General features: G+C 47.7%; 16 protein-coding genes and 1 tRNA gene. 5 read left to right on the top strand and 12 right to left on the bottom strand.

The features are described 5' to 3' along the window. The first annotated feature begins 141 nt into the window (after positions 1 to 141). The gene (locus AB3R30_RS21195; protein ID WP_458651198.1) at positions 142 to 1,020 is read left to right on the top strand and encodes a carbonic anhydrase; all 879 of its coding nucleotides are present in this window, start codon (positions 142 to 144) and stop codon (positions 1,018 to 1,020) included. Between the two features lie 39 nt (positions 1,021 to 1,059). Here the strand turns inward: AB3R30_RS21195 and AB3R30_RS21190 are convergent, their stop codons facing one another. Beyond that, positions 1,060 to 1,551, bottom strand: a complete 492-nt coding sequence (locus AB3R30_RS21190; protein WP_458651197.1) for a redox protein — start codon at positions 1,549 to 1,551, stop codon at positions 1,060 to 1,062. Positions 1,552 to 1,780: 229 nt separating this feature from the next. Between AB3R30_RS21190 and AB3R30_RS21185 the strand changes: the two genes are divergently transcribed. Further along, positions 1,781 to 2,674: a LysR family transcriptional regulator gene (locus tag AB3R30_RS21185; RefSeq protein ID WP_458651196.1), complete on the top strand. Its 894-nt coding sequence runs from the start codon at positions 1,781 to 1,783 to the stop codon at positions 2,672 to 2,674. Positions 2,675 to 2,697: 23 nt separating this feature from the next. Here the strand turns inward: AB3R30_RS21185 and AB3R30_RS21180 are convergent, their stop codons facing one another. After that, a complete protein-coding gene (locus AB3R30_RS21180; RefSeq protein WP_458651195.1) occupies positions 2,698 to 3,264 on the bottom strand; it encodes a DUF1499 domain-containing protein in 567 nt (188 codons plus the stop codon). Positions 3,265 to 3,570: 306 nt separating this feature from the next. Between AB3R30_RS21180 and AB3R30_RS21175 the strand changes: the two genes are divergently transcribed. After that, positions 3,571 to 5,364 (top strand): serine hydrolase, encoded by a 1,794-nt coding sequence (locus AB3R30_RS21175; protein WP_458651194.1) that lies wholly within the window; start codon positions 3,571 to 3,573, stop codon positions 5,362 to 5,364. A gap of 204 nt (positions 5,365 to 5,568) precedes the next feature. On the opposite strand, the gene AB3R30_RS21170 is transcribed toward AB3R30_RS21175, so the two are convergent. The 8 genes from AB3R30_RS21170 to AB3R30_RS21135 all read right to left on the bottom strand — a co-directional run bounded on the left by AB3R30_RS21170 (position 5,569) and on the right by AB3R30_RS21135 (position 9,375). Then, positions 5,569 to 6,204, bottom strand: coding sequence for a glutathione S-transferase family protein (locus AB3R30_RS21170; protein WP_458651193.1), 636 nt, complete (start codon positions 6,202 to 6,204; stop codon positions 5,569 to 5,571). Between the two features lie 103 nt (positions 6,205 to 6,307). Next, positions 6,308 to 6,532 carry a hypothetical protein gene (locus AB3R30_RS21165; protein WP_458651192.1) on the bottom strand — a complete coding sequence of 75 codons (225 nt, stop codon included), beginning with the start codon at positions 6,530 to 6,532 and terminating at the stop codon, positions 6,308 to 6,310. A 90-nt stretch (positions 6,533 to 6,622) separates the two neighbouring features. Continuing rightward, entirely contained in the window at positions 6,623 to 6,967 is a 345-nt protein-coding gene (locus AB3R30_RS21160; RefSeq protein WP_458651191.1) for an urease subunit beta, read from the bottom strand. 13 nt (positions 6,968 to 6,980) lie between these two features. Then, positions 6,981 to 7,496, bottom strand: coding sequence for a GNAT family N-acetyltransferase (locus tag AB3R30_RS21155; protein WP_458651190.1), 516 nt, complete (start codon positions 7,494 to 7,496; stop codon positions 6,981 to 6,983). Positions 7,497 to 7,504: 8 nt separating this feature from the next. Beyond that, the gene (ureA, locus tag AB3R30_RS21150; RefSeq protein WP_458651189.1) at positions 7,505 to 7,807 is read right to left on the bottom strand and encodes an urease subunit gamma; all 303 of its coding nucleotides are present in this window, start codon (positions 7,805 to 7,807) and stop codon (positions 7,505 to 7,507) included. Positions 7,808 to 7,815: 8 nt separating this feature from the next. After that, positions 7,816 to 8,145, bottom strand: coding sequence for a HepT-like ribonuclease domain-containing protein (locus AB3R30_RS21145; RefSeq protein WP_458651188.1), 330 nt, complete (start codon positions 8,143 to 8,145; stop codon positions 7,816 to 7,818). Next, entirely contained in the window at positions 8,142 to 8,462 is a 321-nt protein-coding gene (locus AB3R30_RS21140; protein WP_458651187.1) for a nucleotidyltransferase family protein, read from the bottom strand. Before AB3R30_RS21140 ends, AB3R30_RS21145 begins: the two co-directional genes overlap by 4 nt. Before the next feature lie 13 nt (positions 8,463 to 8,475). Next, positions 8,476 to 9,375 (bottom strand): urease accessory protein UreD, encoded by a 900-nt coding sequence (locus tag AB3R30_RS21135; RefSeq protein ID WP_458651186.1) that lies wholly within the window; start codon positions 9,373 to 9,375, stop codon positions 8,476 to 8,478. A gap of 60 nt (positions 9,376 to 9,435) precedes the next feature. On the opposite strand from AB3R30_RS21135, the gene AB3R30_RS21130 reads away from it, so the two are divergent. Next, positions 9,436 to 9,506, top strand: a tRNA-Gly gene (locus AB3R30_RS21130). 56 nt (positions 9,507 to 9,562) lie between these two features. Here AB3R30_RS21130 and AB3R30_RS21125 read toward each other — a convergent pair. Both AB3R30_RS21125 and AB3R30_RS21120 read right to left on the bottom strand, forming a co-directional pair. Next, the gene (locus tag AB3R30_RS21125; protein WP_458651185.1) at positions 9,563 to 9,802 is read right to left on the bottom strand and encodes a 2Fe-2S iron-sulfur cluster-binding protein; all 240 of its coding nucleotides are present in this window, start codon (positions 9,800 to 9,802) and stop codon (positions 9,563 to 9,565) included. A gap of 33 nt (positions 9,803 to 9,835) precedes the next feature. Beyond that, positions 9,836 to 10,345 carry a GNAT family N-acetyltransferase gene (locus AB3R30_RS21120; protein WP_458651184.1) on the bottom strand — a complete coding sequence of 170 codons (510 nt, stop codon included), beginning with the start codon at positions 10,343 to 10,345 and terminating at the stop codon, positions 9,836 to 9,838. Positions 10,346 to 10,528: 183 nt separating this feature from the next. Here AB3R30_RS21120 and mdh point away from each other — a divergent pair, with 183 nt between their 5' ends. Continuing rightward, positions 10,529 to 11,554: a malate dehydrogenase gene (gene mdh, locus AB3R30_RS21115; protein ID WP_458651183.1), complete on the top strand. Its 1,026-nt coding sequence runs from the start codon at positions 10,529 to 10,531 to the stop codon at positions 11,552 to 11,554. The last annotated feature ends 83 nt before the right edge of the window (positions 11,555 to 11,637 follow it).

Below are 11,637 nucleotides of genomic sequence, written 5' to 3'. Positions count from 1 at the left end.
TTTATCGGATCAATTCAGTTATCTCGACCAAAATCAAGGAAAATTTTAAAGGCTATCTAAGTAGAACGAAGCGACTAAGACTTCTTCCGGAGAATTTATTTGACGGCTTACTATATTTCTCCGCCCCACAGGAACCACCCGATGAAAAATTTGATCCAAGGTCTACACGAGTTTAAATCAGAATTCTTTTCCGCTTATCAAGAGCGATTTGAAGAACTTACCCATGGACAAAACCCCAAAGTTCTCTTTATTACTTGCTCTGATTCGCGGATTGTTCCTAGTCTCATTATGCAAACAGAACCCGGCGATCTGTTTGTGATTCGCAATGCTGGCAACATTATTCCACCGTTTGGGGCGGCGAATGGTGGAGAAGGCGCAGCGGTAGAATATGCCATTCACGCTTTGGGGATCACCGATATTGTGGTTTGCGGTCATTCTCACTGTGGCGCGATGAAAGGGTTGCTGCAACTCGGTTCACTTCAAGAAGAAATGCCGTTGGTTTACGATTGGCTAAAACACGCAGAAGCAACTCGCCGCCTTGTCAAGGAGAACTATCAGGGCTATTCCAAAGATGAAATGTTGGAAATTGCGATCGCCGAAAATGTTCTAACCCAAATCGAGAATCTAAAAACCTATCCAGTGGTGCGATCGCGAATGTATCAGAACAAGCTTCAGATTTACGGCTGGGTTTATCTGATCGAAACGGGCGAAGTGTTGGCATATGACCCAACCACTCATACTTATATTCCGCCTCAAAGCCAAATTGAGCCTTCTCAACCAGGGCACTATCTTTCTACCCAAGCTCCTCCGATTGCTTGCGATTTGCCTTATCAATCGAATGCTGCCCCAGAAGTTAGTTCCTCACCCGCGATCGCCGCTCATAGCAACCCCTTGCATCACAGCACAACTCCCAGTAATGGGCACACAAACGGTAGCCCCAAAAAGGCACCCGGTGATATTACTTGGCTACCCCCTGAACAAGCCGATCGCATCTATCGAGGTTCTAACCCAAAATCTTAAGCAAAGGAATCGGGTTTTCTCTACTTCTCCCCATAGCAGTCAAGCGGCTCTTAGCTCAGCCCGATCAAATCCATGTAGTTTCGGAGGTGGCGCACTTTTAGACGTGACCCATTGCAATCGAGGAATCTCAGCGCTGTTATAAACTCGAAACTCCTTCTCAACTTTTGCTTCAGCTTTACGAAGTGCTTGGTTCAGCACCAACGAGCCATCCTGATCAGAAACGGAGCGATGGAAAGTGCCAGGAGGAATGCGAAGAATATCGCCGCCCGACTCCAATCGGACGATGTGAAATGGATATTCCCAGTCAAAATTCACGAGGTAAAAGGTGCGTCCGCCGGACAGTGCCAACAAATTATCTTCTTGTTTTGGGTGCAGGTAGAACTGCCAGCTACCCTCTGAAGCACTATGTGGACTTACTGCTGGACCGTCATGAAATACCAAATCACGGGCGTTGGAGTTGGAAATGGTAATGTCAAAAAAACGAACCTTGGGCGTATCGCGGAATTTTTGGTAGGGTATCAATTCAAACATATCGCTAGGTCTCAAGTCTAATCAGTGCAAGTCTAATCAGTGCAAGTTGTGAATCGGTTGGGTTAAACAGACAAAGCCATCCAGATAGTGGAACTTATCTCACTCATGTTGGTTCTCCTCTGCTTCTTAGTAGATTCAAATAACTTAACAGTTGTGAATTTAGCCTAGCCTGAGTAATTAGACATAAACAAAGCCTTTCGCGAGTTACATCTATGCAGAAAACGAATAGATGCAGTCGATAACTATTTTGCACCTGCAAATTTTGGCAACCGTGGCGGAGAATCACAGTTTTTCTGAAGCTGCCCTTCAGCTAGAGATTTCTCAATCGGCAGTGAGTCGAGCGATCGCGTCACTCGAAGACGAACTAGGCGTATCGTTGCTGGTGCGGGGTCGGTTTGGGGCACGGCTTACACCTGTGGGCGAGCGCATTCTGGTTCATGCTCACCAAATTTTGCAGTTGCGCGATCGCATTGACCACGAAATTGATTTAGAGAAAAACCTCAGCGGTGGACGAATTCGCATCGCTTCGTTTCGCAGTGCCGCTACTCATCTACTGCCGCCGCTGATTGCTCAGTTTTGTCAGCGTTTTCCCCATGTCAAAGTCTCGTTAACGGAAGATGATCCCACGGGAGTAGAACTGGCGCTACGGGAAGGACGGGTGGATATTGGCTTAGTGCCGCTACCGAGATCGTCCGATGACCTGGAAACCTGGGAAATTGCCCGTGATGAATTTGTCGTGCTATTGCCGCCATCTGCCAAACCGTTTCCGCAGCAGTTAACCTGGCAAGATCTCGCCCACTATTCTTTTATTCTCTATAACTATGCAGAATGCACGTCTGTGGTGCGAGATCACTGGATTCAATGGCAGCAATCCTTCAAAGTTGCCCACGAAATCAAGGAAGATTCCACAATTGTCAGCATGGTTTCCCAAGGTCTAGGAGCCGCTGTTTTGCCCCGCTTCGCAGCGCTGCCGATTCCCAGTGGAATTCAGGTGCGATCGCTACCTATTCCCCTAGAACGAATTATTGGGGCAGCCATCCTGCCTAACGGGTTGCATTCACCAGCGGTGTTCACTTTTCTAGACTTACTGCGCGGCAAAGGTAGCTTTGCTTCAAAAGCTTGATGGAATTAACAGAATGAATTTCTTTAGGCTAATCCCTCGATCGCGCTGCGAATTGCTTCGATCCGCTGACGATTTACGCCCAAATCTGATTCGCCTAATCGCGATGCCGATCGCACCTCAATCACTGACTCAGCAGGATTGACATAAAACTCCACATCATCCACAAAGCCCATGAGGGCGCTAGTAAACTCAGCATAGAGATAAGTATCTGTAGTCTGAATAATTTTAGTGCGGGGCAAAGATTCAATCGTTGTTTTTAGTTGGGCGATCGCTTGTGTGGGAGTTCCTTCATAGCGCAGCGGCTCGATCCGATGATCATCATCTTGGCTTTGGCTGCTCACACAATTTGGAGAACTGGGACAAGCTGCCAACTTGCCATCCGTTAACCCCAAATTAGTAGGACGACTACCAGAAAACGAGAATAAACTACCAGCCATAGCAATCACCTTAGTCGGAGAAGACGGATAAGCAGTGGCTAGATTGACGAATCCAAACCAGCCGATTACCGTAATTAGCATAGAGGCAAACAAAACAGAAATCAGCGTACTGCGCCAAAAAGAACGCAGTTTTCCCAAGAATTGGCTAACCATAAATGTGTGGTGTGCGATCGCGTTTCTTTACAGTATGCAATACAAAGTAACGCCATCAGTAGGGGATTAAAACTAAGCTTAAGCTAGAAAAGATCCTTTATCAAAGCTCTTGATGCAAGCTAAGATGCTTACTCTCAAACCGTTATCGGGATTAGGTCGCAGTAGAGTAGTTCAAATTCTCGCTGTCAGCTTTCGGAATTTGGCATGATTTTGTTAAGCAAATTGTGGAAGCTAGAACCACAGAACATATTAGCTCGACAGTTGCCGACAATTCTGCTAACGTTTGCCATGAACTGGTGATGGAGGATGAAAATGCCAGAGTTGGGAGCGTCATCAAAAAAGCGACGTAGGACTGGGTTTAGACTGTTCAATCGGCAGCAGTCATCTACTCCTGCCCAAAAACCTGCACGCGACTCCGCTCAGCCTCCCTGGATGGACGAGCTACTGCCATCCAGTTCATTTGATCGCGCTGGATCTATATCCTCCAACCAAAAAGATAGTAATCAACGGGGCGATGTGAGTTCCGTTAAGCCTAAAAAGGCTAGCTTTAAGCCGTTTGGGTGGTTATTGGGTCGGCGGTCTAGACGGAGATCCGAAAGCGTTAGAGAGAAACGGCAACAAACAGATGGGAAAGCCCTGAAGCGATCGCCCTCCTCGTTTGAAATATCTGCCTTCAATCCGTCAACATCCTATGGAAACAGCAAATTATCGGCATCTCAACGACGCACGATTGCCAGCGATCGCAAAAACCAGCGATCTCTGGCACCCGATTCAACCGAGTTGCACCGTAACCGCAGCCTCTATACAAGCAATGACACAACAAGCAGCACAAACCCAATTCGAGCCTTTGATTCTAGCAGGCAGCCCTCTCAAAATAGCGGATTGACCCAAGGATTTGATACCCAACTTCAGGGAAATAATCCAACACTCTTACAGGAAAAAAAACAGCAACAAACCGTGTTGCAACAATCAACCCTGTTGCAAGGGCGGAAAGACAGTCAGGGCGGCGCGCGCGCCCGAAAACAGCGACGAAAATCAGAACCCGTCGATTTCACACCCCGATCGCGTAGTATGGCGATCGCCCTCTATGCAGCACGAATGCTCATTTTAAGCGTGGGTGTTGGCGTGCTGGCTGGAACCGTCTTATCTGCCTGGAACCCCACAAATGCGCCCTTTACGGCGGGTCTACAAACAATCAAACAGTCTACGGCACCCAGTATTCAAGAAAGCCCATCTGCTCCCTTGTCTGAAGTAAAACTTGCCCAGGAAATGATGCCGCTGAAAGCGGGGCTACAAACCTTGCTCCAACAAAATCCTAAGTTCAAACCTGGCGTTTTTCTGGTTGATTTGGATAGTAATGATTACCTGGATCTAAGCGGAGCAGCTAGTTTTTCAGCCGCCAGTATGATCAAAGTGCCAGTTCTAATTGCATTTTTTCAAGATTTAGATAAGGGGAAAATCCGGTTAGATGAAAAGCTGGTCATGCGGCAGGAGATGGTGGGTGGAGGATCGGGCGATCTCCAGTATTTGCCCGTGGGCAGTCAATTTACGGCTCTAGACACTGCCACCCGAATGATTACCATCAGCGACAATACCGCTACCAATATGTTGATTACGCGCCTAGGTGGAATGTCATCGCTCAATCAACGGTTCAAATCGTGGGGACTTTCTACTACCGCCTTAAATAAACCACTGCCCGATTTACAAGGAACGAATACCTCAAGCCCTAAAGAGTTAGCCAGTTTGATGGTGAGAGTCAGCCAAGGTGATTTAGTATCGTTGCGATCGCGCGATCGAATGCTCGATATCATGCGCCGTACCATCAACAATAGCCAACTCCCTCAAGGATTGGGAGAAGGGGCAACCATCGCCCATAAAACAGGTGACATTGGGACGTTAGTGGGGGATGTGGGGCTGATTGATATGCCCAACGGCAAACGGTATGCAACAGCCGTTTTCGTCAAGCGAGGTTTCAACGATGATGCCGCCTACGACTTAGTTCAGAAAATCTCCCGCCTGAGCTATCAACACCTGAGTCAACCTAAAGCAGCGCCTTCTATCTCGCCTACACCAACCCCATCAACCCCGCCAAACCCTTAGAAAGTTACCATCAATTAGCAAAAACTTGTGCGGCGGTCAGGGGTAACACGCCAAACTGGGAATATACAATCTGAGCATCTTCTGAAAAATTGCCAAACTCGCTAAATATATCTGCATCTGCTGCGATCGCGGTTGGGTGCTTTCATTTCAGCGTTCTGTTTTCTCACTCCAATTCAAAGGTGCATCCTTTATTTTTAGCGGCATTTATTTGGTGGGCGGTGGGAACGATTGAAAATTAGAATAGGTAATGGGGATGTGGTTGGGTTGGGCTTTTATACGCTCTATCCAGGCTTGGATGGCGCGAAACTGAGAAAGTTTAAAGCCGCCCTCATCCGCAACATGGGTGTAGGCAAAGAGGGCGATATCGGCAATCGTATAGCAATCGCCGACTAAAAATCGCTGTGTTGACAAGTGCTTTTCCATTAAAGCAAGCGCCTCATTTCCAAGTCGGTGCCGCCGTTGTAGCTCGTCCTTGCGGTCTGCTGCGACGTTAAGATGCTGAATCCAGAAACGAGAAGAGGCGATCGCGGGTTCATGAATGTTCTGCTCCCAGAACAGCCATTCATAAAGGCGGGTGCGCTGCAAATGGTCAGTCGGCAAAAAAGGGGTGCCCTCACTGAGATACAGCAACACCGCATTGGATTCGGATAAAAACACGCTCGATTCAATTTCCAACACTGGAATGCGACCGCTGGGATTTTTCGCAAGGAATTCTAGCGATCGGCTTTCACCTTGGAGAATATTGACCTCAATTCGCTCAAAGGGGATGCCAAGCTGGGTTAGCAACAGGCGGATTTTGTAGCCATTGCCAGAGGGTAAGAAATCATATAAACGATACATCCTTATAAATATTATTCCCTGCAAGAATGTCTTCTACGATTGGTTGAACGATTGGTCACCATTGAAATAGTAGATAAAGATGTTGGTATCGAGTAGATAACGCCTATCTGTTCCATTCATCTCTTAACTGTCGTTGAAGAAGTGGATCAATGCGTTGGGGCAAAAAGCCAAACAGGTTGCTGGATGGAGGTGCTGCTTCAATTTGAGTTCGTGACATTGGTTGTACTGTAACGACCATCTCAACCAATCCCGGCTTAATAGTATCAGGCAAGGTGATTTCTACTTTGCGATCGCTCTTAACCTCAATGCCCTGACAAATAGTTTCCATCTTTAGCTATAAAAGTGGACTCAGAACATTTCTGTATTAGACCGAACGCAGCAATCCATTTTTCTTGAATTAGGATTCATGGGTTCAGTTCTACTTTTTCTTTTTCCCTTTTTCCTTCTTCACCTTGCCGTCTAAATGACCATCCACTTTATTGTTCAAACCATAGACTTCGCGAGTGCCTGCTAGGGCAACTAGGGTTACTTCTTTTTCATCGCCCGGTTCAAAGCGAACGGCGGTTCCAGCGGGAATATCAAGGCGCATCCCAAATGCCTGATCGCGATCGCACTGTAAGGCTTCGTTCACTTCATAAAAATGGAAGTGGGAGCCAATTTGAATGGGGCGATCGCCCGTATTTGCCACCATCAGCGTAACGGTGGCTCGTCCCGCATTCAATTCAATCTCGCCATCTTCAATCAACAGTTCACCTGGAATCATGGGTCACTCCTTATTAATCATCGTTTCGGTTTAATTGCCAGCGCCACACATCCCCATCATCAGGGTCATGAAAAGCTTCTACTTGTTTCATGCCAACTTTTTCTAGCACTCGTGTGGAAGCATTGGGCGCTGCCAAAGTGTGGGCTTGAATGACTTTAACAAAGGGATGGGTCAAGGCATGATCAATTAGCGTGAGAGCCGTTTCGGTTGCCAGCCCTTGGTTTTGGTAGGAAGGGATAATTTCATAGCCAATCTCCACCATGCCTGCATCGTTTGGCTTGCCCTTAAATCCACCAAACCCAATCAAAACTTTGTCGGCGGCGTGAATGAACAAATAAGTCCACCAACCTGCTAGCGACGGATCTAATTTCAATGCGTTGTAGGAGTAGGGAATCACTTCAGGAAACTCTGTCCAATTAGCAGGAATTGAGATGCCCAAATGTTGCTCTAGTTGACTGGGATTGGTTTCTAGCCAGTCCAAATGTTCTAGATCACAGGATAGCAATAGCAAGCGATCGCTTTTCAACATAGGAGCGCTTACCGAATAGGATTATGCACGGTGACGAGCTTGGTGCCATCAGGAAAAGTCGCTTCCACTTGGACATCGTGAATCATACTGGCAATGCCGTCCATGACATCGGCTTGAGTTAGTAAGGTAGTGCCATAGTTCATCAAATCCGATACGGTGCGCCCATCCCGTGCCCCTTCAAGAATCGCGGCGGTAATGTAAGCGATCGCTTCAGGATAGTTGAGCTTTACGCCTCGCGCTTTGCGCCGTTCTGCCAGCAGTGCAGCCGTAAAAATCAGCAGTTTATCTTTTTCTTGCGGAGTCAATTGCATAGTGCGTTCTATTCCTCACGTCCAATAATAATCTCAAGCTGATCAAGCAAGGGAGGAAGCGCTTGAGTAACGGTATCCCAAACAATATCTAGTTCTATATCAAAGTAGGCATGAATCAGGCGATTTCTCATCCCAATAATTTTTGACCAGAAAATTTTTGGCAATTCAGCTTGACGCTCTTTTGTAATTCGAGATGCGGCTTCTCCAATAATTTCAATACACTTTACCAGGGATAACGTTAGCATCCGATCAGTATCAAGGGCGTTCCGAGTTTTATTTTGAATAAATGAGAGTGCATCTTTTGCCGCATCTCGCATGTGCCGTCCGTGTGTCATCATCTATGAACATAAATAGTCTGCGCTGAGTCAATCACGCTTTGTCGAAAGTAGCGGCTGAGTTCTCCTGAAGTTCGCAAGTCTACTTTTTGACCTACAATTTCTGTCAACTCGATTTCCATGCCTGCTAGATCAAAATAGGTGATTTTGTTGCCTGGAATGTTGCCTGGAATAAATTCAACCAGCATATCTACATCACTCTCAGCATTGAAGTCATCCCGCAAAATGGAGCCAAATAAGGATAGCTTGGCGATCGCGTTTTGTTGGCAAAACTTAGTAATTTTTTCGTAGGGAAGAGCGATCACAAAAGTACGGTTCATGTCAACACCTAAGCTAGAGTTGCCAAACGCGGGGAGTGCAAGCAGAGCGCTGGAGATGGGTTAATCGCACCAGTTGCCAGACTGCCATTAACCATTGGCGTGCTTCCATTGTAGAACTGCCGCGATAACGACACAGTAGCCCACACAGCAAACGGGTTACGCCAACTTCGCCGGAGGTGCCTTGCCAGAGCGATCGCGCTTTTTCGACCAGTTCAGGATCTACGGGCTGCCCCACAAAAGCAAAACTGCCGACAATGGGGCATCCCGCTAATCCATGAGGACTATGGAAAGCTTCCTCACTCCCCGGAAGCCATTGGCGATCGATCCACAACGGGCGATCGGCTTGCCAAACTTCGGTGTGCGATCGCCAGTTTCCTTTAACAAACTTTTCGTTTCGCGCCGTGCGTCCAAAACGGGTCATATCCCACCCCAGCCAACAGGCACCGGGCGCTAAATCAATTCGCATATCCTGACGGTAAATTGCCTGGTCAAACACAATGGTTTCTTGGGGTAGCCATTCCAAGCAAGCGCCTTCTGCAATCTGAATCTGGACGCTTTGTTGGGCTTCTAATTCAGTGGAGCGATAAAGTTTAGCAGCGGCAGCAGTGGTAATCAGGGCTTGTGCTTGAGGTTGCAGGTGGATGTCGAGGGACAGGCGATCGCCGCCCACAATGCCACCGGCTGTATGCAAAATCACGCCATGACACACGGTTTCGCCTTCTGGATAAAACGGTCGCTGTACCTTGAGAGGCGCTTTTACCTGCTCGGATATGAGGCGGGTGGCATTTCCCTGTCGGGCAAAGTTGAGGTGCAGCGTTCCGTGCCAAGGCTGAGTAGAAGGGTGGGTCATTCTGGATGATGCGATCGTTCGAGTTGCTTGGTTATTCGCCCAAGCTTGACTTTCGTTGAACATGAATACTCATGAAAGTTATGGGTTAATATATACTCTCGTTCATTCAAAGCCTTCTTTTCTGCGGGTATAGTTTAGTGGCAAAATGAAAGCTTCCCAAGCTTTAGTTGCGAGTTCGATTCTCGCTACCCGCTTTGAAAGATAAACTCCTGGAACCCATTAAGATTCGGATGTTTAAGGGATCGCATACTCACCAAGTTGGATCAGAAAATAGGGTGATGGTGACGTGCGATCGCCCTAGAGGAACGCTGCTAATGCAACTGCAAATGCTGCGCCCATCGTCTAGCTCCACTTCACAGGCATGACAGGAACCCATTAAGCATCCAGTGGGAATCGTTACTCCAGCGCGGCTGGCAACTTCTAGCAAGGGTTCGCCCACTGTCGCTTCAATCGTCACATCATCGGGCAAAAAATGCACATTAACACTCATAGAATACTCATTAAGGTTGTTATTTAGCGATCGCTACTCGCACACTTTAAACTCTGATCGATATTGCACAGTTCCACTACACTCTTGCAAGGCTGCACCGCTCAACTCCAACACCATAAACGCTTCATCGGGTACATCATACTCACATCTCAAGCCTTGAGTGCTGGCAGACACAAACCCAAACCGCGAATAATACTTTGGATCGCCCAGCACTACCACTGCATCACAACCGAACTGGTGACAGGTCTTTAAACCCTGTTGGATTAATAAAGATCCGATTCCTTGCTTTTGATAATGAGGCAGAACGGCAACGGGTGCCAATCCAAGGATCAATAAATCGCTAGAACAGTGTCCGGCGATCGTTACGGGACTAAAAAATAGATGTCCGACAATTTGCTCAGAGTAGACCGCAACCAATGAAACCGTAGACGCAATACCCCGCAATTGATCCACCAAAACCGCTTCATTCTCTCGCCCAAATGCCTCCCGATTGACTTGATGAATCGCGTTCACATCTTCTGGTTTTTCTGCACGAATATCCATATCGCTCATCAGCTATATATTCTTTAGATCTTAGCCAGGTTTTTTAAAGAAACGTTGAGAAATTAGGTGAAAAGGGCATCAAAATCTGGCGATCGTCAACTTTGGCGGTTTCGTGCAGCATAATTTAAGCTCAGGATCTTTTCAAATCTTGCTGAGTTCTTTTATTGACTGCATTTCAACGCCATGACTCCCAGTTCTGATCATCCAGATTCTCATCTTTACGGGATGGCTCTCCGTCCGTCTCAAGTTCCCAGTTCCACGGCTCGTGTGGCGGTGATTGGGGCTGGCAACGTGGGTGCAACCTTGGCGCAACGGCTGGCTGAAAAAAATATTGCCGATGTGGTGCTGCTGGATGTGGTGGAAGGTCGTCCGCAGGGGGTGGCGCTGGATTTGATGGAAGCGCGGGGCGTGGAACATCACGATCGCCAGATTATGGGCACCAATAACTTTAAAGATACAGCCCATGCGGATGTAGTGGTGATTACTGCCGGATTGCCGCGTCGTCCTGGGATGAGCCGGGATGACCTGCTGCTGACCAACGGCAAAATCGTGTTGGATGTCACTCGTCAAGTCATCGAACACTCGCCGAATGCGATCGTGCTGGTCGTCACTAATCCGCTGGATGTGATGACTTACGTTGCCTGGAAAGCAAGCGGCTTGCCGACTCACAAAGTTATGGGCATGGCGGGAGTGCTGGATTCTTCCCGATTTCAGACGTTTATCGCGATGGAATTGGGCGTATCGATTAATGATATTAATGCGATGGTGTTGGGTAGTCATGGGGATTTGATGGTGCCATTGCCGCGCTATTCCACGGTGAATGGTATCCCGATTGATCGGTTTTTAGATGAAACCGCGATCGCTCGGATTGTTAACCGTACCCGCAATGGCGGTGCAGAAGTAGTCGAACTGCTGAAAACAGGCGGTGCCTACTATGCTCCTGCCTCAGCGGTTGCGGTGATGGTCGAGTCAATTATTTTCAACCAGCCGCGCATATTGCCCGTTGCCGCTTACCTGCAAGGACAATACGGACTAGAGGATATTTTCCTTGGGGTGCCCTGTCGCCTTGGCTTTCAGGGAATTGAGAGTGTGTTGGAACTAGAGTTGACCTCGCAGGAGCAGGCGGAGTTACAAACGTCAGCCGATGCCGTCCGGCAAAATTTGGATCGCCTTGTGGTGCTGTTGGCTGAATTAGGGTTGAGCTTGTAGGGATGGCGTTTTGAGTTTTGAGTTTTGAGTTTTGAGTTTTGAGTTTTGAGTTTTGAGTTTTGAGTTTTGAGTTTTGAGTTTTG

The organism is Sivoneniella epilithica UHCC 1019 (assembly GCF_040830845.1).
Taxonomy (GTDB): domain Bacteria; phylum Cyanobacteriota; class Cyanobacteriia; order Leptolyngbyales; family Leptolyngbyaceae; genus ULC077BIN1.
The sequence above is the reverse complement of the archived record's forward strand: the minus strand, read 5'-3'. Positions and strand labels throughout refer to the sequence as shown.

What these genes read in the sequence shown, in the direction of transcription:
- mdh (WP_458651183.1), top strand. Translation starts at nt 10,529, where the DNA reads ATGACTCCCAGTTCTGATCATCCAGATTCTCATCTTTACGGGATGGCT.
- AB3R30_RS21165 (WP_458651192.1), bottom strand. Translation starts at nt 6,532, where the DNA reads ATGGAAACTATTTGTCAGGGCATTGAGGTTAAGAGCGATCGCAAAGTA.
- AB3R30_RS21140 (WP_458651187.1), bottom strand. Translation starts at nt 8,462, where the DNA reads ATGAACCGTACTTTTGTGATCGCTCTTCCCTACGAAAAAATTACTAAG.
- AB3R30_RS21185 (WP_458651196.1), top strand. Translation starts at nt 1,781, where the DNA reads ATGCAGTCGATAACTATTTTGCACCTGCAAATTTTGGCAACCGTGGCG.
- AB3R30_RS21160 (WP_458651191.1), bottom strand. Translation starts at nt 6,967, where the DNA reads ATGATTCCAGGTGAACTGTTGATTGAAGATGGCGAGATTGAATTGAAT.
- AB3R30_RS21155 (WP_458651190.1), bottom strand. Translation starts at nt 7,496, where the DNA reads ATGTTGAAAAGCGATCGCTTGCTATTGCTATCCTGTGATCTAGAACAT.
- AB3R30_RS21125 (WP_458651185.1), bottom strand. Translation starts at nt 9,802, where the DNA reads ATGAGTGTTAATGTGCATTTTTTGCCCGATGATGTGACGATTGAAGCG.
- AB3R30_RS21195 (WP_458651198.1), top strand. Translation starts at nt 142, where the DNA reads ATGAAAAATTTGATCCAAGGTCTACACGAGTTTAAATCAGAATTCTTT.
- AB3R30_RS21175 (WP_458651194.1), top strand. Translation starts at nt 3,571, where the DNA reads ATGAAAATGCCAGAGTTGGGAGCGTCATCAAAAAAGCGACGTAGGACT.
- AB3R30_RS21135 (WP_458651186.1), bottom strand. Translation starts at nt 9,375, where the DNA reads ATGTTCAACGAAAGTCAAGCTTGGGCGAATAACCAAGCAACTCGAACG.
- AB3R30_RS21190 (WP_458651197.1), bottom strand. Translation starts at nt 1,551, where the DNA reads ATGTTTGAATTGATACCCTACCAAAAATTCCGCGATACGCCCAAGGTT.
- AB3R30_RS21180 (WP_458651195.1), bottom strand. Translation starts at nt 3,264, where the DNA reads ATGGTTAGCCAATTCTTGGGAAAACTGCGTTCTTTTTGGCGCAGTACG.
- AB3R30_RS21120 (WP_458651184.1), bottom strand. Translation starts at nt 10,345, where the DNA reads ATGGATATTCGTGCAGAAAAACCAGAAGATGTGAACGCGATTCATCAA.
- ureA (WP_458651189.1), bottom strand. Translation starts at nt 7,807, where the DNA reads ATGCAATTGACTCCGCAAGAAAAAGATAAACTGCTGATTTTTACGGCT.
- AB3R30_RS21145 (WP_458651188.1), bottom strand. Translation starts at nt 8,145, where the DNA reads ATGATGACACACGGACGGCACATGCGAGATGCGGCAAAAGATGCACTC.
- AB3R30_RS21170 (WP_458651193.1), bottom strand. Translation starts at nt 6,204, where the DNA reads ATGTATCGTTTATATGATTTCTTACCCTCTGGCAATGGCTACAAAATC.